18 protein-coding genes are annotated in these 21,190 nt (G+C 45.7%); 3 read left to right on the top strand and 15 right to left on the bottom strand.

The annotated features are described in order from the left end of the window. Positions 1-8 precede the first annotated feature (8 nt). The 9 genes from pssE to D829_RS0117055 form a co-directional block, all read right to left on the bottom strand. The gene (gene pssE, locus D829_RS0117015; protein ID WP_017690118.1) at positions 9-488 is read right to left on the bottom strand and encodes a PssE/Cps14G family polysaccharide biosynthesis glycosyltransferase; all 480 of its coding nucleotides are present in this window, start codon (positions 486-488) and stop codon (positions 9-11) included. Next, positions 485-943: a PssD/Cps14F family polysaccharide biosynthesis glycosyltransferase gene (gene pssD, locus D829_RS0117020; protein ID WP_017690119.1), complete on the bottom strand. Its 459-nt coding sequence runs from the start codon at positions 941-943 to the stop codon at positions 485-487. The genes pssE and pssD overlap by 4 nt, the downstream gene beginning before the upstream one ends. Next, positions 940-2,286, bottom strand: a complete 1,347-nt coding sequence (locus D829_RS31280) for an O-antigen ligase family protein (RefSeq protein ID WP_017690120.1) — start codon at positions 2,284-2,286, stop codon at positions 940-942. The genes pssD and D829_RS31280 overlap by 4 nt, the downstream gene beginning before the upstream one ends. A gap of 34 nt (positions 2,287-2,320) precedes the next feature. Continuing rightward, complete coding sequence (locus D829_RS0117030) at positions 2,321-2,980, bottom strand: sugar transferase (protein WP_051153998.1); 660 nt, start codon at positions 2,978-2,980, stop codon at positions 2,321-2,323. Between the two features lie 35 nt (positions 2,981-3,015). After that, positions 3,016-3,918 (bottom strand): UTP--glucose-1-phosphate uridylyltransferase GalU, encoded by a 903-nt coding sequence (gene galU, locus D829_RS0117035; RefSeq protein ID WP_036661381.1) that lies wholly within the window; start codon positions 3,916-3,918, stop codon positions 3,016-3,018. Positions 3,919-4,106: 188 nt separating this feature from the next. Next, positions 4,107-4,784 (bottom strand): CpsD/CapB family tyrosine-protein kinase, encoded by a 678-nt coding sequence (locus tag D829_RS0117040; RefSeq protein WP_017690123.1) that lies wholly within the window; start codon positions 4,782-4,784, stop codon positions 4,107-4,109. Beyond that, positions 4,765-5,514, bottom strand: a complete 750-nt coding sequence (locus D829_RS0117045; protein WP_017690124.1) for a Wzz/FepE/Etk N-terminal domain-containing protein — start codon at positions 5,512-5,514, stop codon at positions 4,765-4,767. Before D829_RS0117045 ends, D829_RS0117040 begins: the two co-directional genes overlap by 20 nt. A 38-nt stretch (positions 5,515-5,552) precedes the next feature. After that, a complete protein-coding gene (locus D829_RS0117050; RefSeq protein WP_017690125.1) occupies positions 5,553-6,317 on the bottom strand; it encodes a CpsB/CapC family capsule biosynthesis tyrosine phosphatase in 765 nt (254 codons plus the stop codon). A gap of 152 nt (positions 6,318-6,469) precedes the next feature. After that, positions 6,470-6,874 (bottom strand): hypothetical protein, encoded by a 405-nt coding sequence (locus D829_RS0117055; RefSeq protein WP_152417062.1) that lies wholly within the window; start codon positions 6,872-6,874, stop codon positions 6,470-6,472. Positions 6,875-7,252: 378 nt separating this feature from the next. On the opposite strand from D829_RS0117055, the gene D829_RS0117060 reads away from it, so the two are divergent. After that, positions 7,253-7,621, top strand: a complete 369-nt coding sequence (locus D829_RS0117060) for a helix-turn-helix transcriptional regulator (protein ID WP_017690127.1) — start codon at positions 7,253-7,255, stop codon at positions 7,619-7,621. A 97-nt stretch (positions 7,622-7,718) separates the two neighbouring features. Here D829_RS0117060 and D829_RS33740 read toward each other — a convergent pair whose 3' ends face one another. The 4 genes from D829_RS33740 to D829_RS0117085 all read right to left on the bottom strand — a co-directional run bounded on the left by D829_RS33740 (position 7,719) and on the right by D829_RS0117085 (position 16,452). Further along, on the bottom strand, positions 7,719-7,874 hold the full coding sequence (locus D829_RS33740; RefSeq protein WP_017690128.1) for a hypothetical protein: 156 nt from the start codon (positions 7,872-7,874) through the stop codon (positions 7,719-7,721). A 229-nt stretch (positions 7,875-8,103) separates the two neighbouring features. Then, positions 8,104-12,702, bottom strand: a complete 4,599-nt coding sequence (gene gltB / locus D829_RS0117070; protein ID WP_017690129.1) for a glutamate synthase large subunit — start codon at positions 12,700-12,702, stop codon at positions 8,104-8,106. 679 nt (positions 12,703-13,381) lie between these two features. After that, positions 13,382-15,664: a YhgE/Pip domain-containing protein gene (locus tag D829_RS0117080; RefSeq protein ID WP_026081231.1), complete on the bottom strand. Its 2,283-nt coding sequence runs from the start codon at positions 15,662-15,664 to the stop codon at positions 13,382-13,384. Positions 15,665-15,870: 206 nt separating this feature from the next. Then, positions 15,871-16,452, bottom strand: a complete 582-nt coding sequence (locus D829_RS0117085) for a TetR/AcrR family transcriptional regulator (RefSeq protein WP_017690132.1) — start codon at positions 16,450-16,452, stop codon at positions 15,871-15,873. A 383-nt stretch (positions 16,453-16,835) separates the two neighbouring features. Here D829_RS0117085 and D829_RS31285 point away from each other — a divergent pair, with 383 nt between their 5' ends. Further along, a complete protein-coding gene (locus tag D829_RS31285) occupies positions 16,836-18,050 on the top strand; it encodes a glycosyltransferase (protein WP_017690133.1) in 1,215 nt (404 codons plus the stop codon). A 275-nt stretch (positions 18,051-18,325) separates the two neighbouring features. Here the strand turns inward: D829_RS31285 and D829_RS0117095 are convergent, their stop codons facing one another. Together D829_RS0117095 and thpR are read right to left on the bottom strand one after the other, a co-directional pair. After that, the gene (locus tag D829_RS0117095; protein WP_017690134.1) at positions 18,326-19,183 is read right to left on the bottom strand and encodes a cell wall hydrolase; all 858 of its coding nucleotides are present in this window, start codon (positions 19,181-19,183) and stop codon (positions 18,326-18,328) included. A 130-nt stretch (positions 19,184-19,313) separates the two neighbouring features. Continuing rightward, positions 19,314-19,916, bottom strand: a complete 603-nt coding sequence (gene thpR, locus D829_RS0117100; protein ID WP_017690135.1) for an RNA 2',3'-cyclic phosphodiesterase — start codon at positions 19,914-19,916, stop codon at positions 19,314-19,316. Positions 19,917-20,123: 207 nt separating this feature from the next. Here thpR and D829_RS0117105 point away from each other — a divergent pair, with 207 nt between their 5' ends. Continuing rightward, a complete protein-coding gene (locus D829_RS0117105; protein WP_017690136.1) occupies positions 20,124-21,080 on the top strand; it encodes a D-2-hydroxyacid dehydrogenase in 957 nt (318 codons plus the stop codon). The last annotated feature ends 110 nt before the right edge of the window (positions 21,081-21,190 follow it).

Raw genomic sequence — 21,190 nt, forward strand, 5'->3', positions numbered from 1 at the left:
CCATCTCATCAAAGAGAATCAATGTAACCCTTAATGGAGGAGATCAACTGCGAGTTACTTTTCACATAGGGTTTGAAATCGAGTTTATCCATATTGGATATTAATGCGTAGAGTTCATCCTCGTTCTGAGCCACCGAAATATACCCTTTATCTTGAAACACCTTCGCGATCTCCAGTTGATGATTATCCACATGCTCCCCCTGATCCTTCCGTCTGGGCATCACGATTACCTTTTTGTTCATCTGTAGTGCACTGGTAATCACGCCTACTCCCGCATGGGACAGGACAAAGTCACTGTTCGCAATATGGTCATTCATCTCTTCCTGATTAAAAAAAGGCTTTTGTTGATAATGAAGCGGCTTATATTCACTGTAACCGGATTGCACAAGCACCTCCGAAGGCATCTGCCCTTCCTGGATGAGATGATCGACGGCTTTCAAAAGTCGGTTAAACTGGAATCGCTGTGTTCCAAGCACGACAAAAATCAAAATAATGCCCCCCTATACTTCGCCTTCGGATAAGCCTCTTGAAGTGTCTCCCATTGGATATAAAATTCATCGGCAAACTTGTAAATCATTCTCCCCGTCAGGGTCGGAGAATATATTTTGGCGTAACTCTCCACATAAACAAGCTTGGCTCCCATCAATTTTCCAAGTAAGCACAAGGGATATACCGCTCCCGCTCCAGTGGTGATCAGAACTTTCGGGCGTTCTTTCAGCAGAATGAACATCGAAGCTATGACATTGCGCAGCACAATAAACAGGAACAGGATATTCTTTCGCTCTTGCTGAGACAGGAAATAGGTTCGAGTGGACAGATTCAGTTTGCTGCTCGCTTCGCTTTTTTCCGTTACCAAAAAGTAATCATGCTCTTCCACCGCAGGAATCAGGTTTAATAATTGATTCAGATGGCCTCCTGTGGAACTCACTAGACAGACTTTCATTGCACGATCTCCTTTCGAGGGAGAAACTCCTGAGTTTTTTCAGGGACAACGTGTTTCTCATCACTGATCTGATATAACGCATTAAGATACACACAAAAAGGAGCAATTAAATGAATGGTGGATAATGTATTGTCGACAAAAGAGTAAATGGAGAATCCAACAATCATGCCAACAAAATAAGGTTTCACGAGACGATTTAACTTGCTATACACCTTTTTGTATACGAATAATAAGGCTCCAAAAATCAGCAAGGCCCCCACTAGTCCCCCATCATAATAAAAGCGGATGTATTCATTATGGGGAACGGTAAAGCCTGAAAAGATACTGCCATCATTGGCAACCAACGAAGAACCCAGTCCCTGACCAAAAATGGGGTAGTCATTCGCTTTTTTGATAAAGAAGGCCCACGCGGAGTCTCTACCTGATAATCCCTTGCTCTCCTGCCTCAATTCATAATTATCCCACTGTAAAAAAACCATCACGGAGACGGCTGCCATAAACAATACAACAGGAAGAAGAGCACTCGTTCTGCCCTTCACAAATTTCCTTACATGGTCAAATAAATACATGCACACGATGGGAATCAGCGCAAGTAAGGGCCCGCGAGTCCCCGTCTGAATCAAAATAATAAAATGGGTTAGTGTAAGTGCATAATTCAAAATCACCTGATTTTTGTATCGAATCTCCATCAGACAGACACAGATCGAAATAAAACAAAGCATCCCCAAATGCGCTGCAATATTAGCTCCCTGTAAGCGACTGACGCCTGTACCCTCCAGATTGGTGATGGACAACATGCCCATTTGCTGCAGGATGAGACCGCCAATCAAACTAAACACCGGAAGCCAGGCGAGGACTCTGATGATCCCTTTGCTAACTTCCTTCGGAAAATTCACCATAAGTAACAGGAAGGGAACCACTAATCCCAAAAAAGCTTTAAAGGGATCGAGTGGGCTCATCTTGCTTGGCATGACAGATAAAAAGTAACTCTGAACAAAGAGATAACCTACCGCCAAAGCTGGATAAATAAATTGTTTCTTCAATCCATACCTCAAAAAAATAGGAAGTATGAAAAACAGGATCAGCAACTTGTAAAAGGAAGAAGCGTCAAAACCCATCATTTGCATTCTGAAGATTTTGTCCATCGATAGCGAGAACGTACCGATCACAATCATATAGACCCAACTTGGATGTTTCATGTAAACCCCAAACAGAATCAGTAGTACCAATGCCATGATCGAAATGACGGGTAAGTATACTGCCATGCCAATAATGATCAATGAGGAAAGAATGATGTATAACGTATTCCCTCTAGAAGAAGCAAAATAGTCTGTTTTTTGCATATCTGCTATGCCACCTCAAAGCCAGAATCGTGTTTCAAAACGCATCCTTCGAACCTACCAGCACCTTGAACGTTCTGAAGATAATTTTGATATCCACCATCATGCTGCGCTCACGGGCATACGTCAGATCCAACTCTACCATTTCTTCAAAACCAACACTGTTTCGACCGCTGACTTGCCATAATCCCGTACATCCCGGGATCATCTGAAGACGTTGTCTGTCATAGGAAGTGTAGTTCTTCACTTCTCTGGGCAGAGCAGGTCTGGGTCCAACGAGACTCATCTCTCCTCTGAACACGTTCCACAACTGTGGCAGCTCATCCAGACTGGTTTTCCGAATGAACTTGCCAATCCGGGTAATGCGGGGATCATTTTTCATTTTGAACATATTCCCGTTCACTTCATTCTGATTAATCAGCTGTTCCAGCAGATCTTCAGCATTCGCAACCATGGACCTGAATTTGTACATATGAAACTCTTTCCCATCCTGTCCTACCCGTACCTGACGAAAAAAAACAGACCCCTGCGGGGCCTCGATTTTGATCAGTATTCCGATGACCGCAAACAAAGGGCACAAAATGATCAAACCTATGAAAGAACCCAGCAAATCGAGCATTCTTTTCATAAATAGATACACTTTATCCGCATTTTGTCCTGACATCGTTGATGCGTTGTACCCCAGACTTGGGTCCATAACAATCTCCGCTTCCTTCGTTCGGGGAGATGGACTCATTCAAACTCCCCCCCGGCTGCATGTTCTACCGACTCTTTATCCAGAATCCGTTGCAGAGCTTGCAGCATTGGAATTCTAAGTTCCTGTTTTTGCAGAGCGAAGTCGATGGTCGTCAAAATGAATCCCAGTTTCTCGCCCACGTCATAACGTACTCCCTCGAAATCGTAAGCATACACTCCTTGTGTCTCATTTAAACGCTGAATCGCATCTGTTAATTGAATCTCTCCCCCTTGACCAATCTCTTGTTGCTCCAGATGTTCGAAAATCTCTGGACTCAGTACGTATCTCCCCATAATCGCCAGGTTGGAAGGCGCTGTGCCTTGGGCAGGTTTCTCTACGAACCTGAGAACCTCTGTCAAACGGCCATCCGATTGAAGCGGGTCCACAATGCCGTATCTGTCTGTTTGTTCAGCAAGTACGGTTTGTACGCCAACAATGGAATGTTGAACCTGATCATATTGATCAATCAATTGTTTGGTGCATGGCACTTCCGATACGACGATGTCATCTCCGAGCAACACGGCAAATGGTTCGTCACCGATAAAGTTACGTGCACACCAGACAGCATGACCAAGTCCTTTGGCCTCTTTTTGTCTTATGTAGTGGATATCCACATTAGAGGATTTGCGAACCTCTTCAAGCAGGCCCAGCTTCCCTTTTTCCAGCAAGTTATGTTCTAATTCAAAAGCGTTGTCGAAATGATCTTCAATTGCCCGCTTCCCTTTACCAGTTACGATGATGATGTCTTCGATTCCAGAGGCAATGGCTTCCTCAACGATATACTGTATAGTTGGTTTGTCCACAATAGGGAGCATTTCTTTGGGCATCGCTTTTGTGGCTGGCAAAAATCGTGTACCTAGTCCAGCTGCAGGAATGATTGCTTTTCTTACTTTTTTCATAAATACCACCCTATCCTCTTTTTTTTTTAGTTTGATAAAAGTTGAACCAGGGCATCTAACCCGTCCTCACGTCATACCTTCGACGATTAACGTCTAAGGTTCATTGAACCCACAGCATGACCGAGTGCCTACAGTGATAAAGGTGCAGTAGACATTACCTGTTTATTTGGGAGCATTGGATGGAAGGTTTACTTCTCTCCGTAGCCCACCGGAACTGCAACGTTTTTGATATTGTTCAGGATTGCGCCCAGGATTCGTGCATTCACATGCTCCAGAGCAGCCTTGGTCTTCTTCACCAGTTCCTTCTTGACCTTGCCCGAGTTCACAACCAGCAGCACACCATCACACAGCGAACTCACAATGAGTGCATCCGTTACTGCGAGCACCGGCGGTGTATCAAACATGATGACATCATATTGATCCTCTAACTTCTCAATCAGCCTTTTCATCCGGTTGGAACCGATCATCTCGGAAGGGTTCGGCGGAATTGGGCCAGAAGTGAACAATTGGAGGTTGTCGATATAACTCTCTCTAAGCACTTCTTCCACACTGTACTGATTAGACAGCACACTACTAAGACCGATATGATTGGGTACGGAAAACACCTGGTGCAAGGAAGGGTTACGCAGATCCGCATCAATCAGCAGAACTTTTTTGCCTTCCTGGGCATAGGTTACCGCCAGATTGCTAATGGTTGTGGTCTTGCCTTCGCCGGATTCAGCGGAAGCCACCATGATTTTTTTGATATGACTGTCGATTGAGGAGAACTGGATGTTCGTCCGTAATTTACGGTATCCCTCCGAGATTTGAGATTTGGAGTTAAAATAGGTCACCAGACTGTTATTTTCATTGGTTTGCCGCGACATATTTGCCATCCCCCACTTTCTGTTGAGATACGTAATTTTTCGTATTTTTCAGATCATCTTTTTTCATTTTGGATATCACTGTAAGCACAGGCAGGCCAAGCTCTTTTTCAAGTTCAGTTTCGGATTTGAATGTGTCGTCCAGATAATCCAGCAGGAATACGAGTGCAATCGCGAGCACAAGACCTGCGAACAGACTGACAATGATGCTTAATGTGGTTTTCATATTGATTGGAGATGCGTTACTATCCACTTTCGCTTCACTGAGGATAGCCACATTATCTATTTTCATGATTAGGGGGATTTGAGATTGGAACACGTTGGAGATGGCATTGACCGTTTTTGCGGCTTTTTCGTAGGTAGTCCCTTGTACAGTTATGCTCATCACTTGGGATTCGCTGGCTGTAGAGACGGAGGTGCTATTCATGAGCTGTGCAGAGGTTAAGCCTAGGTCCGGATACGTGGTAGCGACTTTATCCATAATGGCAGAAGATTTAATAATTTCTCTGTATGAGTTAATGAGTTTGATATTGGTTTGGATCATGCTGAAGTCCATCATCGCCTGGCCTTGAACGTTAGAGGTCTGGTTCACGATCAGTTTGGAACTTGCCTCATAGATGGGCTGGGTGAAGAAAATGCTTTTGACCCCTGCACCCACACCGGCTATCAAAGCAATTGCAACAATCAACCACAGTTTCTTTTGTAAGAGTCGAAAATATCCTTTCAGTTCCACTTTCATTCCTCCTATACGTTGTGATCTATCCTATGTAACTACCAGATGGACAGTAGCCATTTGCGAGGTTTCCAGCGTTCTGTGACCAGACATGAATTCGATAGAATGTGCGACGCATTCTCTGCCAGCCTCTTAACGGCTTCAGCTCCAAATCGACGCTCGATGGCCCGCTCTCCTTCACTTATGGCAAATGTCCTTTTGCACGTATCATGTGCATCTGATGAAATGAAATGAAACCCGTTTTCTTTGCAAAAATGAAAACACCACTGCCGAACTTTCCGTCCGAAAAGCCCAGTGAAAGATTGAGCAGTGAGCTGACATAGTCCGCCTTGACTCAAGTAATCAGCCAACAACTTTGGCTTCTTCAAAATGACACGATTGCGTTCCGGATGAGCAATAATAGGGGTAATTCCCGCTATTCGTAATTCATGCAGTATCCTGGGGAACTGTGAGGGAATATGACCAAAGGGCAGTTCCAGCAACATGTAACGACTTCCGGCGAGTGTGCAGCACTTTCCTGCATATAAGTCTCCAATCAGGTTGTCATGTACCCTGATCTCCTGTCCGGGACGGATCTCCAGGCGAATGTTGCGTTTGCGAAGTTCTGCATGAAGCAGGTTCACGGCCTGATTGACCACCATCGGTTCATTGTTGTATTGCCCGTTCAGGTGATGCGGAGTAGCAATAATGGAGGTAATTCCTGAGGCTACCGCCTTCTCAGCCATTGCAACGGACTGCTCCATTCGAACAGGACCATCATCCAGGCCGGATAATATGTGGCAGTGCATTTCAACCAGATTCAAACTTCCTGAAATAGTATGAGCCCCCTTGCCCCTTTATTCATTGCGCAAATGCTTTTGGTGTTAAAGAACTAATGCATAACGCTATGAAATATAGTAAAATGGCGTTAAGTACATGTTTTGTTCAGAAAATGTTAAGAATCGACTTGGAAGAATTATATGGTGAAATCAATGTAATGATAGGGTTCCTGCAGAGCCTTTTGTTCTGTTGCCTTTTCATACTGAAAACGGGAAACTGCGGGAAACTGAACTTCAGTAAGCATTGTGTTTAACTGTCCAGTTATATATAGTTTCTGTTCGTGCTGAATATGCAAGTTTGAATGATACATTGTGAGCTCTCCGAAGGGCTGTTTCCATTGCAACCTTGCGTGAAGTCGTACACATACATGTTGATCTTCAACATCCAAACCAATGAGCATTTCTGATGATACCGGCAAGTTCAGGTCGCTCAGGAAGGTGATTGCTTGAGTGTCCATTCCAAGTAACAGAACAGGGCGTCTTTTGCGGTCTACCATTTTCCCACGAAACTCCTGAATGTACATATGGACATTTAATTTCATATCAGCCCATTCCTGAATTATTGAATACATGGTTTCATTCCTTTAGAATGGATTAGCCTACATGGACTGCCTCTACTTCCTTCTCACAGGTATATGGTCCAGGCAACCAGGAGATACTTAAAATATCCCAAATGATACATTTTGTAACTCCATACGTCCAATTTACGATACAATACGTATCATGTCAAGCGGTATTTGGACATGGTTCTTTTGATTTACGACAATTTGAGATGTCCTTAGACAGACCTATTTACAAATGAAAATGGGTTAAAGGAAACACATGAGGATTCACTCTTTTGCAGGAAAGCTGCCCTGATCAAACACTTGGCTCAGGATTGTTTCAATATATATTTGATGTCGTTCAGGGGGAAATAGCTTATGAGCTACGGAAATCGCATTGCTGAATTACGGGAACAGCGGGGACTTACTCAAGAAGAACTTGCGAGCTCCATTCATATTACCAGAGCTGCTCTCTCCCACTACGAGAAGAACCGTCGTAAACCGGATTTCGAAGTGTTAACGAGACTTGCTGACATCTTTGAGGTGTCTATTGATTATCTTATAGGACGTACGAAGCAAAGCGATGTCGTGATGGATGAAGACGTACGTGAATTCGTTGATACCTTGGAGTTGTCGGATAAGGAAGTGTTGGAACGCTTCGATCTGATGATTGATGGGAAGTCTTTAACAGAAGAAGAGGCACGTCGTTTTATTGCGTTTGTCCGAATGGAACGCAGCATGGACTAAACCCGAAAAGAGGACCCAGTTCCCGAGAGATAACATCTCTGGCTTCTGGGCTTTTTTTGTGTCCTGATTCCCTTCCATACCATGGTTGTCTTTTGTGTCAAGGACGCTTGTTGTTGACGGAGGATACGAAATGGTTCCAACGCTCCGGGTCGATTCCGCATTGCAGTAAAACCTTCATGATGTCCATCTGGGTTGCTTCGACTTGTTTACCTGTCGGCCTACGATCGTCCCTGTTTGGATGCTTCATATTCATTCCGCTAACCTCTCTTATCTTTATACTTTCCCTGCCCTCCAAAACTAGCCTTATTATACTTGAGAATGTTCCTCGATGTTGTCGTCTCATGGCGATAACGTTTTTTGAAGGGGTTCTAATTTTGTCGAAAGCCAAATAGGAGCTATACGGTGCCAGAATGGCAACCCTATAGCTCCTATTATTCTTAATACAACCTGTTCATGCAACTTATACTTGAACAAGGAAGGTATTAGCCTCCAGCACGTGCAAGTTCACGCATATTCGCTTCAAACGCTGCGAGCAGCGCTGCTTCTCCAGTCAAACCTGTTGCCTGAATCCGTTCGATCTGCTCTGTCATACGCTTGAAGTCCTTCGGAATAACCCGAACGAACTGATTCAGCGCATCTTGCCAGTTATCCAGAATGCGCTGACCGACAGCACTTCCTGTATTGGCAACATGACGTTGAATCATGCCTCGCAGATCTGCACTTTCGGCCACATCTTCGATACGCTCCAAAAGAACCATTTCCAGATTACAACGTTTCAGGAATGTGCCTTCCGGATCATACACATAGGCAATACCTCCGGACATCCCTGCTGCAAAGTTACGACCTGTATCGCCGAGTACAACGACACGTCCACCAGTCATATACTCACAACCATGGTCGCCTACACCTTCAACGACTACTTTGGCACCCGAGTTACGTACAGCAAATCGCTCACCCGCAATACCACGGATATACGCTTCACCGCTTGTTGCTCCGTAGAGAGCCGTGTTACCGATAATGATGTTATCTTCCGCCTCAAACGTTGCTTTCGGAGAAGGCATCACGATCAGTTTACCCCCGGACAGTCCTTTACCTACATAGTCATTGGAATCCCCTTCAACGGTCAAGGTCATACCTTTAGGTACAAAGGCCCCAAAGCTTTGTCCGGCAGAGCCGACAAATTTGAATTTAACCGTATCTTCAGGCAATCCTGCGAGTCCATATTTGCGTGTGATCTCACTACCCAAAATGGTACCTACTGCACGGTTAACGTTTGTAATTGGAAGCACCGCTTCAACCGGTTGACCGGATTCAATAGCAGACTGTGCCAGTGGCAACAATTGCTGCATATCCAGCGTTTCTTCCAATTGGTGGTTCTGATGCTGTGTGCGGTAACGTGCAGAGCCTTCTGGCATTTCAGGCACGTGCAGCAATACAGACAGATCCACACCTTTTTTCTTCCAGTGATCTACGGCTTCTACCGTTTCGAGGCAATCTGTACGTCCGACCATCTCCTGAATAGTACGGAAACCAAGATCAGCCATGATCTCACGCACATCTTCAGCAACAAATCGCATGAAGTTAACCACATGAGCCGGGTCACCCATATAATTTTTACGCAATTCCGGATTCTGTGTCGCTACACCAACCGGACAGGTATCCATTTGACATACACGCATCATGATACAGCCAAGTGCAACGAGCGGTGCTGTTGAGAAACCATACTCTTCTGCTCCAAGCAAGGCTGCAATTGCCAAGTCACGGCCGTTAAGCATTTTACCATCTGTTTCGAGGACAACACGGTCACGCAGATTGTTCAGCATCAACGTCTGATGTGTCTCTGCAAGACCCAGTTCCCACGGCATACCTGCGTGGCGAATCGAACCTTGCGGTGATGCACCTGTACCACCGTCATAACCGCTGACGAGGATAATATCGGCACGGCCTTTGGCTACACCAGCTGCGATGGTACCCACGCCCACTTCCGATACGAGCTTGACGTTGATCTCAGCACGCGGATTGGCGTTTTTCAAGTCATAGATCAGCTCTGCCAGATCCTCGATTGAGTAGATATCGTGATGCGGTGGTGGCGAGATCAGACCTACACCCGGTGTTGAACCACGGACTTCAGCAACCCAAGGATACACTTTGCGTCCTGGCAGTTGTCCGCCTTCACCCGGTTTTGCTCCCTGTGCCATTTTGATCTGAATTTCGTCGGCATTAACCAAGTAGTTGGATGTAACACCGAAACGTCCGGATGCTACCTGTTTGATGGCACTGCGACGGGAATCCCCGTTGCTATCTTTAATGAAGCGAGCCGGATCTTCTCCACCTTCACCGGTATTGGATTTACCTCCAACACGGTTCATAGCGATGGCAAGATCTTCATGCGCCTCTTTACTGATTGAACCGAAGGACATTGCACCTGTTTTGAACCGACGCATGATATCTTCTACGGATTCAACTTCTTCGAGTGGAATGGAATCTCCCACCGGTTTCAGTTTCAGCATGGAGCGAATGGTCAGCAATTGATCATTCTCACCTTGCACAAGTTTGGAATATTTTTTATACAGCTTGTAATCCCCAGTGCGTACTGCATGTTGCAGGGTATGAATGGTTTGCGGATTGAACAGATGCTCTTCTCCGTCGTTACGCCATTGATAATCCCCACCGGAATCCAATACTTTATCGTTACCGTCTTTTTCCGTGAAAGCACGGTTATGATGTGTCAGCGCTTCGGCTGCCACTTCTTCCAACCCAATTCCGCCGATACGGGAAGGTGTCCAGGTAAAGTAACGGTCAACGAAGTCTGATTTCAGACCTACCGCTTCAAAGATTTGAGCTCCACGATACGATTGAATCGTAGAAATCCCCATTTTGGACAACACTTTAGTAACGCCTTTGGTAGCTGCTTTAATATAGTTTTTCACTGCTTTCTCATGCGAGATGCCACGCAGCAACCCTTGCTGAATCATGTCATCCAGCGTTTCAAAGGCCAGATAAGGGTTCACCGCACTTACACCGTAACCCAGCAGCAATGCGTAGTGGTGAATATCACGCGGTTCTGCCGATTCGAGCATAATGCTGACTTTGGTTCTGGTTCCCTGGCGAATCAGATGGTGATGCAGACCTGCTACAGCAAGCAGTGCAGGAATGGCAGCATTCTCGGCATCCACACCACGGTCAGACAGGATCAGAATGTTATGACCTTTGTCGATGACACGATCCGCAGCTTCGAAGAGCAAATCCATCGCTTTGCGAAGCCCTTCTGCTCCTTCCGCAGCGGTGAAGAAGATTGGTATCGTCATGGAGCGGAAGCCTGGGCGACGCACATGGCGAATCTTCGCAAAGTCTTCATTGGACAATACTGGTGTATCCAGACGGATCTGGCGACAGCTCTCCGGTTCAGGATTCAGCAAGTTACGCTCAGGACCAATGGTTGTTGCCGTAGACGTTACAATCTCTTCACGGATTGCATCAATTGGCGGGTTGGTTACCTGGGCGAACATCTGTTTAAAGTAGTTGTACAGACGCTGCGGACGATCCGACAGCACAGCCAGTGGTGCATCATAACCCATCGAACCCGTAGCTTCCATACCTGTTGTTGCCATGGGCTCCAGGATTTTACGAAGTTCTTCAAATGTATAACCATATGCCAGCTGAAGCTGGGTCACGTTATCATGTTTTGGATCAGGAAGTTCCGGTGCTTCCGGCAACTCGCTCAGATCCATCAAATGCTCATCAAGCCAATCCTGATACGGGTTCTCGGCTGCAATGATTGCTTTTACTTCCTCATCCGCGATGATGCGGCCTTCTTGTGTATCCACAAGCAACATCCGACCTGGACGCAGACGATCTTTGTACAGGATCTCTTCCGGCGCGATATCAAGTACCCCAACTTCGGAGGACAGGATAATACGGTCATCCTTGGTTACATAATAACGAGCTGGACGCAAACCGTTACGGTCAAGTGTTGCACCAATTTGCAAACCATCTGTGAAGGCCATTGCTGCGGGTCCATCCCAAGGCTCCATCATCGTGCTGTGATATTCATAAAATGCTTTTTTGGCAGGGTCCATGCCCTCATCTGTGCTCCAAGGTTCAGGAACCATCATCATCGCCACGTGTGGCAGAGAACGGCCGCTCAGATACAGGAACTCCAGCGTGTTATCGAACATGGCTGTATCCGAACCGTCGGGATTGATGACCGGTTTTACTTTGGCGATGTCGTTACCGAACAACTCACTCTCGAACAAGGACTGCCTAGCATGCATCCAGTTCACGTTACCACGCATCGTGTTGATCTCACCGTTGTGGATCATGAAGCGATACGGGTGGGCACGTTCCCAGCTTGGGAAGGTGTTCGTACTGAAACGGGAATGCACAAGTCCAATGGCCGATTCCACGAGTTCTTCCTGCAGATCCAGATAGAACCCGCCAACTTGTTCCGTTGTCAGCATGCCTTTATATACAATTTTGCGACAAGACATGCTCGGAAGATAGAATGAACCACCTTCTGCTTCATCTGCCGAATAACGAATAGCCAACTCAGCGCGTCTGCGAATAACATACAGCTTACGCTCGAATCCAAGCTCATCCTTCACATCTGCGGATCTTCCAATGAACACTTGACGTACATAAGGTTTCGCTGCAAGTGCAGAACGGCCAAGCATTTCATCAAAAGTAGGAACATCCCTGAAACCCAGGAACGTCTGTCCTTCTTCTTCAATAATCTTCTTAAGGCTCTCTTCATGCGCACTGCGAATGGCAGGGTCCTGGGAAAGGAACAACATCCCTACGCCATAGAATCCCTGTTCAGGCAATGCAAACCCAAGGCGTTTCGCTTCCTCTGCAAAATAATGATGTGGAATCTGAATCAGGATACCTGCTCCGTCACCGGAATTCGGCTCACTTCCCTGTCCTCCGCGGTGCTCCATGTTACTGAGCATGGTCAGTGCCTGACTAACGATATCGTGTGAAGGTACTCCTTTGATGTTGGCAACAAAACCCATTCCGCATGCGTCTTTTTCGAACTGCGGGTCATACAGACCCTGTTTTGGAGGTAATCCGATGTGTCTCATGGAACGCAACCTTTCTATAATGAAGTATTTCGGAAAGATCAAGAACATAGGCAACAGGCAACAGGCAACAATGAAACGGGAGGAGCTGGCCTTTCGCTTGCGATAGAGCCTGCTAGATAGAAGAGGTAACAGCATGAGACTGTCAAAAATAATGCCTGCTATTGGGCAGAAGCCATTAAATGAGATGAGCTGATCCGGACGATCCGGCAAACAGCATGTATAAATCAACACGCAGCCGCTGGCACGGCTACTGAAATGGAGCGACGTTTTTTCGATATAGTTCTATTATTTTAACACCGACCTAACATCAGCGCAATTTAAACTTTTTAATACCTCCGATAAGAAATGTTTTGCAGTACAGCTTTACAGTAGTAACGTTTAAATTCATCTCTTTTTCGAATAATTATACACTTTTTAAGCCAGAGTACAACTGAATTAAATTGCTGACAGAAGAAAATCGTTCCATGTACAGCCTACGTTTATCCATAATTCCACCAAATTTTCACTGCTTAAGCCAGCGAAACTTTACTTCTCTATGCATTTGTATACAAAATAGCCTGAAACCCCTTTTTGGGGTCACAGGCTATTTGCACTATTTGACTACTATATTGCATAATTTCACTACAAGAAAATAAAGTTTTTTCTCAAAAATATGACCCTGCTGAAGATCAGGTTCGACTTATGCCGTCACAACTTGACCAGAATCAGCCTGTTCGACTTCTTTTTTCGGACGTCTGCCATTCCAGAGGAAGTAAGCAAGCGTCAGCAGAATGGATACACCTGCATAGATGCTAAGAATTCCCGCCTGATGCCACATCACATCCAGATTACCACTCGATACCACGGCTTTGAAGCCCATAATGCTGTGTGTCATTGGCAACCAAGGGCTAAATGCCTGAAGCCATGATGGAATCAGTTCTACCGGGAAGGTTCCTGCACTAGCCGCAAGTTGGAAGACCAGCAGCAGAATGACAACATAACGTCCAGGCAGATCCAGCCAGGTTACAAGCGCCTGAACGATCAACATGAAGGTCAGCCCCGTAATAATGGTAAACAGATAGAACAGCCCTACGCTGTGCGTCTCCAGTCCAAGACCATATAACATGAAGCTTGCCACGATAACCGATTGGAATATACTCACGGACCCAAATACCAGTGTCCGGCTGACAAAACGATTCCAGCCTGTTGCACCAGGTACGGACGTTTCCCGCATTTTCAATACAATCGTGGAAATCAACGATCCCACAAACAGACCGATCGACAGGAAGAATGGTGTCAATCCTGTACCATAATTGCTTACGTTCTCTGCTGTGTTCTCCGAGGAGTTCACCGGTTCAGCGAACATGTTCACTACATCATCCGTTTTCTTAACTTCGGATGTTTTCTGTGCGGCATCATTCAGCTTGGTTTCAAGTTCACTTGAGCCATCTTTTAGCTCAGTAAGGCCGTCAGCCAGTTTGCCCGCGCCATCACCCAGTTGCTTGGAACCATCGGTTAGTGAGTTAACGCCACCACTGAGTTTACCTACACCCGTTTGCAAAGCTGTTGTCCCTGAGCCCAGCTGCTTGGCACCATCTGCAAGCAATGTACCGCCACTTGCAGCATCACCCAATTTGCCGCTGAACTGCTTCAGGCCATCGGAGAGCCTCGCGCCTCCTTGACTAAGCTGTCCGGCACCAGCCAGCAATTGCTTTTGACCATCCACCAATTGGTTCGCACCAGCAAGAAGTTGCTCCTGACCTCCATGAAGCTCGGATGCACCCGCAGCCAGTTGCTGGTTGCCCTGATGCAGCTGATCTGCACCTTGTGCCAGCTTCTGCTCGCTCTCATGCAGTTGTGCACTGCCGTCAGCAACAGCCTCACTTGCCGCAAGCAGCTTCTGTACATCCGCATTTTCGGCCAGTTCGGGGTTCGATGCAGCAAGCTGTTTCAATCCGGCGGCTACGCCCTGTGCACCATCAGCAACCTTGGAACTGCCATCTACAGCCGATTGCAGACCTGTTGCCAGTGTACCGCTGCCCTGAACGGCACTTTGCAGACCATCCGACAGCTTCGCACTGCCCTGTTCTGATGATTTCAGACCAGCCTGCAACTTACTTGTGCCATCCAGTGAAGACTGGAGTCCGGTTTCCAACTTGGCGCTGCCATCCTTCAACTGATCTGCTCCGCTCTGAAGCTGGCTCGAAGCAGCTGCCTGAAGCTGTTGCAGACCGGATACAAGATTCGATGTTCCACTTTCAAGCTTGGTTGCCCCTGTATGCAGCGCGTTAACACCATCACTTAATGGAGAAAGTCCTTCCTGAAGTTCAAGCGTTCCGGATGCAAGCTTCGCCAGGTTATCCTTGAGCTTAACAGCACCATCATCCAGTTTGCCTGCGCCGGTATTCAGTTCACCAGCCCCATCACCTGCCTCAGCCAAGCCATCCGATACTTCGGAGAACTTGTCGAGCAATGTCTCTGCATAGGATTCCGTTACTTTGGCTGAGACTTTTGCTTTCAGGTCCTTAATAGCGGTCTTACCGATCTGAGCACCGACAAAGCTATAATTGCCATTCGGTTCATAGATCAGATCAGCCGGCTCTGGCTTGTCATCGAGCAACGTTGTTGCTTGGGATGAGAAGTTCTCCGGAATCGTAATTTGCATATAATATTTGTCATTACTCATGCCTTCTTTGGCTTGACTCGCACTGACAAAATCCCATTTAAAATCTGCATTTTTCTTCAGCTCATCCACCAGATCACTACCCACATGGAGGGATTTGCCCTCCAGCTCAGCGCCTTTATCCAGATTGACAACGGCAACCGGCATCTCATCCACATGACCATACGGGTCCCAATAGGCCGCCAGATAGATGCCACTATACAGGATCGGGATAAACATAATTGCAATAACAGGGATCAACACCTTCGGGTTTCTCACGGCCGATCCCACATCCTTGAAAAACACGGATAAAGATTTCATGTCATTTTCTCCCCTTAATCTCTCTGCTCCATGAGCAGGAATAACCATAATGAAATACAATGTCGCATTCCAGAAAACATACTGAAACACGAACTGACCACTTTCCTCAAACGGTCACTTTAGGACAAAAAAACAACCTGTCTTCCGACAAGCCTCCCTGCTTGATACCCGTGAAAATCCTTATATAATAGTAGATTAAATTCGGATTACGTTACAGCAGCAATTCCTTCCATTAAGAAAAGGCCAAAGTAAGTCTTGATTTCCTCTTTGCTCAGCGGTTGATGTTGTTTGCTCCAGTCTGAGGTGAGTGCAATATACAGGCGAATCATCATAAATGCGACGACTTGCGGATCACAATCTCGAATCTCTCCATTGTCTTTCGCTTTCTCAAGCTCCTTAGCCAGAAAGTCGGAGATTACTTTCTCCACCTTGTCCAATCCTTCCTTGGCCTGTAGCGTTCCAAAGTCCTTCAGCTCCTGAGATAACTTAACGAGCAGATCGTGATCACGACGAAACTCTAACAATGCATCCAGAACCCGAAACAGATTATCGAAAAATGCACTTTCCTGATGTACTTCACGATGCGCGATGTTCTTCATTTCCTGAATCACTTCTACCAAAATCTGATCAAACAATTGTTCCTTATTGGTGAAAAACGTATAGATCGTTCCTTTGCCAACGTTCGCAATCTTGGCGACCTGATCCATCGTCGTTGCTTTGTATCCAAACATGGCAAACGACTGGGCTGCTGCATGAATAACCTGCTGTCTCCTGTCAATCGGAGCCATCGTATCCCTCCTTTAATCACATTCATTGTACAATCTCTCTATATAAATGACCAAAAATACAATTCGGTCATTCGGTCAAAATCTACAATACCACCTTAGAAAACAGATTGCAACCCTAACATTTTAAAAATTGTGTTAATATTTTTTAACCTAAATGCAGTGGAAACTCCTTCTGTCGTCGTCTATAGTGTAAGATGACTCAGATAATACGCATATATAGTGAAGTTTGGTTTGTCTCATTGTAAGATATATGGTGTAAATATTCATAGAAGAAACATGATTTTGCGCTTCAATGTATATTCATGTAGTAACGCATTCCATAGCTAGAATAAATCAATGAATATCTTCATTTTGAATTAAAACTTATGAATAAAGGTGAACTCATGCGAAAACCAAGAGTGCTCTTATTATCGGAAGGTTTCGGTACCGGTCACACTCAGGCCGCTCATGCGCTGGCACATGGCATCAAAAAAGTCAGTCCACATGTTCACAGTCGTGTCATTGAACTAGGCAAATTTTTGAACCCAACGGTAGCTCCACTAATTTTCTCTGCATATCGAAAGACACTATCGGTTCAACCCAAACTGGTCAGCCTGTTGTACCGCACACAGTACAATAAATCATTAAATGGTTTTACCAAGCTGGCGTTGCACCGAATTTTCTATACACAGACCGCACAGGTCGTATCCCAACTGAAACCCGATGCGGTGATCTGTACCCATCCTTTTCCGAATGCTGTCATCTCCCGGCTCAAACGCCAGGGTCTGAATATCCCGCTCTATACGGTCGTGACGGATTATGACGTGCACGGAACATGGATTAATCCGGAAGTGAACAAATATCTGGTCTCTACCCCTCAGGTCAAAGCATTGCTTGAGATCCGCGGTGTCGATCCCTCCCATATTCAGATTACGGGAATCCCTGTGCATCCAGACTTCTGGGAAGCAGGAGATAAGGTGAAGCTACGGGAAGAGATGGGGCTTCAAAATATGCCTACGGCGCTACTTATGGGTGGTGGATGGGGACTTTCGTTTGATGAGGATCATATGAAAGCTCTCACGTCTTGGGCAGATCGTGTTCAATTGGTCTTCTGTCTAGGAAGCAATGAAAAAATGATCGCAAAAATGAAGGAAATGCCTTGCTTCCAGCATCCGAATATTCGTATTCTTGGATATACACGGGAAGTAAGCAAACTGATGGATGTATCCGATGTGCTCATTACGAAACCAGGTGGCATGACATGCACTGAAGCGCTGGCCAAGGGTCTACCGATGTTGTTCATTCCTCCGATTGCAGGTCAAGAGGAAGAGAACTGTGAATACTTTGTACAAGCCGGATACGGCCAGGTCATTCACTCTGCCGACGTGATCACAAATCGTTTCAAACAACTAGTGGAGCAGGCATCTACTCAAACTGAAAGCCCGCTGAACGTAGCGCATCATTCAGGTAACCATTCGGTCTATGATCCGAAGTGCTGTGCTCAAGCTGTTCATGACTTATTGTTTCCGACGACAGCCGAAGTCACAACAACCTCCGTGGAGCGCTTCACAGCCGGAATTACTGCCACGTCCTTGTCAGGTACCAGAATACCATTCTGACGACTCTACGGACCTATAGAACAGCTCTCACGAGGTGTTATAGGGGACAAGACAACTGCTTACGATATACAAAGAAGGTTCCCTTCCGAATTTTTGGAAGGGAACCTTCTTTTATTTTCACTAATTCCACCGTATGATTTGGCAGAAAAAAGGGTAATTTAGAGTATAACGATATTTTTAAATAACGAAATAAAACTACGATTCAGGCTTTTTCAAGGGCCGTGTGATGCACACACAGTTAACTACCCTGCCTGTTTGCAGAATTTACGGGTCGATTACTTGTAAAAAGTATGATGACCGATCGTTTTTACTTTTTTCTGCGAGCGAGCAACTGTCAGATCGTCAGCAAGCGTCAATGATAAGAAATAATACGTATCATCAGCAACTTCCTTCTTCCCGTTCAACGCAGCATTCACTGCTTTGATGCTGTCCTCGTTGGGAACCACACGTTTCATACGTCCGTTCGCTACAGGACTAAACTGGGATTTCTGATAGATGACCTTGTAAATGGTATCGGGAAAATTGGCTGACCGCAGCCGGTTTAAGACAACATTGGCAACTGCCACTTTGCCTTCGTACGGTTCACCTTCTGCCTCTGCCATGACGATTTTTTGCAGCAGATGCAGTTCTTTATCGGACACACTGTATGACCAGGTTGCAAGTTTCGAGTCTTCCTGGTTCAGAAGTTTGGTCCGCGTAAAGTATAGTTTTTGGGGGGGAGTTGTTACAGCAGCGACTTCTTTGGCACGTTTCACTTTGGCCAATTTCAGTGCAGCTTCTTTTTTAGCTTTGGCCGCAGCTACAGCTCTAGCTTTGTTCTTGGCCTTGGCTTCTTGCAATTCCTGCTTTTCTTGAGTAGTCGTCAGCCAGTTCTTCGCTGGCAGAGATTTAGTCCACGCTATGGTTTGGGCAGACAGATTAGAAGACAGACTTGTCCCCTCTTCCATCATACGCCTCTCTTCTTGCGTAGATGTTTGTTTATTTTGCACAGAAGCCGCAAGTTCGGTCATCTGTTTACTATCACTAGCTTCATTCCACTTCCCCGTCGCCTGAACGACATTTACCCCCACTATACATACAAGCAGCACTGATAACATCGGTGCTACCCAACGATTTTTGCTTATAATGTTCATTCGAAGATTCCTCCTGTCGAAACAATTCCCTTAACTAAGTAACCCAAAAAAAAGAATTTGAATAACGATGGCTAATATTACATAGGGATAAACGTTATGTCAATGTGATTTTATGGCATAAAAATGATTATCAGGAAAAAGTGAACGTATCCACGACCTCATACATTGGCGATTGTCCCAGCCTTGTCACATAAAGTACAATGTCCTCCACCATCCATGAATTAACACCTGTGGAATGTTCCGGAAGCACTCCAGACATCCCTTTATTCTCATTACCTGGAAGCTGTCCCAGATATTTTCTGGCAATGGTAATGTGGGGAGAATAAGGTCTTAATTCCGCTTCAAATCCAAGGGACGATGTGGCCTGCACAATTTGTTTTTGCAGTGAAATCAAGTGCTCTATCTCTCCGCTAACACCTTTCCAAAGCACCTTAGGTGCTTCTTCAAGTCCAAATGTGCCCCAGTCGGAAAGCTGAAGTTCAAACGGCTGAAATCCGCTTGCTGCTGAGCGCAATGCTTTTCGCAGGTGCCCGATGTCACTAACTAGCGTATCTCCTAGAAATTGCAAGGTTATATGATAATCTCTATGATCTGTCCATTTACGAAAATCAAGCTTGTTCTGTACAAGCCTTGCATCCATCTGAAGAGACTGCTGAACAGCAACAGGAAGACGAATTGCTACAAACAATCTTTCCCGTCGGGATGAATGATCCTGATGTGATTGGTTATTCATTGCATACACCTCTCTAAAGTTCGCTCTATTATTTCATAACTATACATATCGTTTCAAGTTGGGTAAGTATAGAGTGACACAAATATAACCATTTGCAAATAAGGCTAGATTCCTGCATTTCCCACCTTAATGCACATCCAATACCAAATCTGATACACTTTAATTATCAAACTCATCAAACTATTTATCTCAGGAGGACCACACATTATGGGTAAAATTGTATGTTTTCCATCTCTATCCGAAGAACAGCAACAACGCATTCAGAATGCTGCACCGGGATACACCCTAAAATTCGGAAAAGCCAAGGAATTGGACCCCGCTGAGTTGAAAGAAGCTGAGATTATTCTCGGCTGGTCCCCACTCGTCACAGAACATGCATTGAACCAGGACAGCCTGTTGAAGTGGGTTCAGGTCTGGTCTGCTGGTGTGGACAATCTCCCCTTCGCAGATTTGCAACAAAAAAACGTTCAGGTCACCAGTGCAAATGGAGTTCACGCGATTCCAATCACCGAAATTATTCTGGGCATGATGTTATCCCACAGTCGCTGGCTGAGACAAGCTATGCTGCATCAACAGCAGGCCGAATGGAAAGCTCCTGCCAAACCACTGCCGGAACTGCATGGCAAAACAGCGGTCATCGTTGGTGTAGGTGAGATCGGCACGGAAACAGCCCGTATTCTCAAAGCACTTGGCATGCGCACGATCGGAGTTCGTCGCTCAGGTAAGGATGTCCCCAATGTGGACCAAATGTACGACATGACCGGTTTACATGAAGCCTTGAGCCAAGGCGATTATGTAATTAACATTTTACCGCTAACTGATGAAACCAAACATATATATGATCAAACTGCATTTGAGCAGTTCCGATCCGGTGCCTGCTTCGTCAATGTGGGTCGTGGCCCCAGTGTGAAAACGGAAGCGTTACTGAATGCACTCCAAAACGGCCAAGTTGCCTTCGCCGCACTGGACGTGTTCGAAGAAGAACCACTTCCAGCAGACCACCCGCTATGGGGCATGGATAACGTGTTAATTACGCCTCATATCGCAGGAAGTACAGAGCAATACGCGGATCGAGCAGTCGATATTTTCGTCAAAAATCTGGAAGCTTACGTCGCTGGCGATACCCTTCCGGTGAACCTTGTGGATTATAGTCATAAATATTAACACAAACACCCGTTCCCATGCAATATTGTGCAAATCAGATCAATTATATAAATTGATATGTACGCAATAAAAAACGCTACCTCTGGGAAATCTAAATTCCCTTAGAGATA

Source organism: Paenibacillus sp. PAMC 26794, from assembly GCF_000316035.1.
In the GTDB taxonomy this organism is placed as follows: domain Bacteria; phylum Bacillota; class Bacilli; order Paenibacillales; family Paenibacillaceae; genus Paenibacillus.

What these genes read in the sequence shown, in the direction of transcription:
- pssD (WP_017690119.1), bottom strand. Translation starts at nt 943, where the DNA reads ATGAAAGTCTGTCTAGTGAGTTCCACAGGAGGCCATCTGAATCAATTA.
- thpR (WP_017690135.1), bottom strand. Translation starts at nt 19,916, where the DNA reads ATGAATAACCAATCACATCAGGATCATTCATCCCGACGGGAAAGATTG.
- galU (WP_036661381.1), bottom strand. Translation starts at nt 3,918, where the DNA reads ATGAAAAAAGTAAGAAAAGCAATCATTCCTGCAGCTGGACTAGGTACA.
- D829_RS0117095 (WP_017690134.1), bottom strand. Translation starts at nt 19,183, where the DNA reads ATGAACATTATAAGCAAAAATCGTTGGGTAGCACCGATGTTATCAGTG.
- D829_RS0117085 (WP_017690132.1), bottom strand. Translation starts at nt 16,452, where the DNA reads ATGGCTCCGATTGACAGGAGACAGCAGGTTATTCATGCAGCAGCCCAG.
- D829_RS33740 (WP_017690128.1), bottom strand. Translation starts at nt 7,874, where the DNA reads ATGAATATGAAGCATCCAAACAGGGACGATCGTAGGCCGACAGGTAAA.
- D829_RS0117055 (WP_152417062.1), bottom strand. Translation starts at nt 6,874, where the DNA reads ATGAAATTAAATGTCCATATGTACATTCAGGAGTTTCGTGGGAAAATG.
- gltB (WP_017690129.1), bottom strand. Translation starts at nt 12,702, where the DNA reads ATGAGACACATCGGATTACCTCCAAAACAGGGTCTGTATGACCCGCAG.
- D829_RS0117060 (WP_017690127.1), top strand. Translation starts at nt 7,253, where the DNA reads ATGAGCTACGGAAATCGCATTGCTGAATTACGGGAACAGCGGGGACTT.
- D829_RS31285 (WP_017690133.1), top strand. Translation starts at nt 16,836, where the DNA reads ATGCGAAAACCAAGAGTGCTCTTATTATCGGAAGGTTTCGGTACCGGT.
- D829_RS31280 (WP_017690120.1), bottom strand. Translation starts at nt 2,286, where the DNA reads ATGCAAAAAACAGACTATTTTGCTTCTTCTAGAGGGAATACGTTATAC.
- D829_RS0117105 (WP_017690136.1), top strand. Translation starts at nt 20,124, where the DNA reads ATGGGTAAAATTGTATGTTTTCCATCTCTATCCGAAGAACAGCAACAA.
- D829_RS0117030 (WP_051153998.1), bottom strand. Translation starts at nt 2,980, where the DNA reads ATGGACCCAAGTCTGGGGTACAACGCATCAACGATGTCAGGACAAAAT.
- D829_RS0117040 (WP_017690123.1), bottom strand. Translation starts at nt 4,784, where the DNA reads ATGTCGCGGCAAACCAATGAAAATAACAGTCTGGTGACCTATTTTAAC.
- D829_RS0117080 (WP_026081231.1), bottom strand. Translation starts at nt 15,664, where the DNA reads ATGAAATCTTTATCCGTGTTTTTCAAGGATGTGGGATCGGCCGTGAGA.